Origin of the sequence: Methylosinus sp. RM1, from assembly GCF_011378635.1 — a bacterium.
GTDB lineage: Bacteria > Pseudomonadota > Alphaproteobacteria > Rhizobiales > Beijerinckiaceae > Methylosinus > Methylosinus sporium.
Genome location: NZ_WOVC01000095.1, coordinates 1 through 2,077 on the forward strand (window position 1 = coordinate 1; position 2,077 = coordinate 2,077).

At 64.4% G+C, this 2,077-nt stretch carries 3 protein-coding genes; 2 read left to right on the forward strand and 1 reads right to left on the reverse strand.

All coding sequences use genetic code 11. From position 1 onward, the window contains the following. Window positions 1-120 precede the first annotated feature (120 nt). Window positions 121-369, reverse strand: coding sequence for a helix-turn-helix transcriptional regulator (locus FMZ75_RS21025; RefSeq protein ID WP_142863971.1), 249 nt, complete (start codon window positions 367-369; stop codon window positions 121-123). A gap of 309 nt (window positions 370-678) precedes the next feature. Between FMZ75_RS21025 and ispH the strand changes: the two genes are divergently transcribed. Next, window positions 679-1,773, forward strand: coding sequence for a 4-hydroxy-3-methylbut-2-enyl diphosphate reductase (gene ispH / locus FMZ75_RS21030; protein WP_166146244.1), 1,095 nt, complete (start codon window positions 679-681; stop codon window positions 1,771-1,773). An 85-nt stretch (window positions 1,774-1,858) separates the two neighbouring features. After that, window positions 1,859-2,014: a hypothetical protein gene (locus tag FMZ75_RS21830; RefSeq protein WP_246659952.1), complete on the forward strand. Its 156-nt coding sequence runs from the start codon at window positions 1,859-1,861 to the stop codon at window positions 2,012-2,014. The last annotated feature ends 63 nt before the right edge of the window (window positions 2,015-2,077 follow it).

A 2,077-nucleotide genomic window follows, 5' to 3' on the forward strand; every position in this document is an offset into this window, starting at 1 on the left:
TTCGTGAACGCGAGAGGATCATCTCCATTGGCCGCGGCGCGCAAAGTTCCGCTTCGCGGAAAAGCTAACCCACATCCGTCGCACCCCAGAGCGCTCGACCGCAGGCCTGGGTTTAGCGGCTCAGCCCGTCACCAGTCGCGCCAGCGCCAGCGCCTCCCGTCTGACGTCGACCGGCGCGAGCATAGGGTCTCCGCGCTCGACGGCGACCGCCAGCGCGACCCTCTCGGCGGCCGCGATGTGCAGCCCACGAAGCGATTCGCCGGCCTCGATCACCTGTAAGGCGCGCGTGGAGAGCCCCATGCGGTCGGCCATCTCGACCTGCGTCAGGCCAAGTCGTTTCCTCAGCGCGATGAGCTCCTCATTCGTCATTGATTTTCCCCGAGGCCGGCGTATCTTCCTCAGAAGTGGGATGAGGCTTTCGCCCCACCCCACCCCTTCGGACTAGAAGGAAATGGAGAGGGCTAGTCTCCATTTCCCCCACCGAAGTGTCACCGTGAGCTTGATGCTCATTGTCACACTCCAGGTCGCCGGGCAGAAGCGCCCGACATAATTGCTATACGAAAAAACGACGCGTTAGCCAATATTGATACGTCATTTTTGCGTTTTGCCGCAGATTCGCATTTCCCCGTGACGCACGCCAGACCGCGCGGCCTCGGGACGCCCCCCGGAGTTCCTGACATGACCGTCGACACCACTTCGCCGAGAAGCCGCGCCGCCTCGGCGATCGGCGACGCTCTCGATCTTCGCAGCGCCCCCGACGCAATCGACCGTTCCGGTCGGATCGCTGCGGTGGAACGGCCACAGCCTCGCGCGACGATCAAGCCGAAGCTGCGCGTCGTTCTGTGCGCTCCGCGAGGGTTCTGCGCCGGGGTCGTGCGCGCCATAGACACGGTGGAGGAGGCGCTACGGCGGCATGGTGCGCCGATCTATGTCCGTCACGAGATTGTTCATAATAAATATGTCGTCGCGACGTTGGAGGCCAAAGGCGTGGTTTTCGTCGAGGAGCTCGACGAGATCGCCGATCCATCGAGGCCGGTGATCTTCTCGGCGCATGGCGTTCCCAAGGCTGTCGTCGAAGAAGCCGAGGCGCGCCAGCTCTTCGCTATCGACGCGGCTTGTCCTCTGGTGACCAAGGTGCATCGGGAGGCCGAGCGGCATTACGCGCAAGGCCGCCAGATCGTTTTGATCGGCAACATCGGCAAGCCGGATCAAGAAGTGGTCGGCGTGCTCGGGCAATTGCCGAGCGGCGCCATCCTTCTGGTCCAAACCTTGGCAGACGTCGAGAATCTGAGGCCGAGGGACGAGGCGCGTCTCGCCTACGCCACCTCCACGACCCTGTCGGTCGACGACACACGCGCGATCGTCGAGGCGCTGACGCGGCGCTTTCCCGCAATCGTCGGACCGCCGCGCGAGGATATCTGCTATGCGACCACCAACCGGCAAGAAGCGGTCAAGCGCATCGCTCCTACCGTCGACGCCATGCTCGTGATCGGCTCCTCCAACTCATCCAACTCCAGAAGATTGAGGGAAACGGCCGAACGCGCCGGCTGCAAACTCGCCCGGCTCGTCATGCACGCGGACGACGTCGAATGGGGGATGTTGTCCTCGATCGCCTCGCTCGGGATCACGGCGGGAGCCTCGGCCCCGGAGATTCTCGTCGACGACATCATCGACGCCGTCGCGGAGCGCTTCGAGCTCCAAATCGAGACGGTGTCGACGGCGGACGAGAGCGTCTTCTTCCCCTTGCCGCGCGAGCTGCGGCCGACCGCTTAGCCTGGAAAATCATGTCGAGGCGCTCGCGGCCACCCTGCCGTCTCGCAATGCGACAGCGGCGGCTGTCGAGGATCCGGCGGCCTGGGTGCGCGAGAGCGAGCGGCTTGCGGAGCAGCACGTCTATGTCGCGCCGATCGGCGATGGAGCCGGGCCGTTCGCGCTGACTGGAGCCTACCAGACCGATGCAAAGGGGATCGCAGAGCAGCAGGTGGCGCTCGCAGGGCTCGGCTCGCGCGGTTGATCAACGGGGCATTGCGGTAGCCGTTCTGTGGCCAAGGCGACGTAGCCTTGCAAATTCCTACTC

Bases quoted from the DNA above. Each gene is read 5' to 3' on its own strand.
- FMZ75_RS21025 (WP_142863971.1), bottom strand. From the start codon at position 369: ATGACGAATGAGGAGCTCATCGCGCTGAGGAAACGACTTGGCCTGACG.
- ispH (WP_166146244.1), top strand. From the start codon at position 679: ATGACCGTCGACACCACTTCGCCGAGAAGCCGCGCCGCCTCGGCGATC.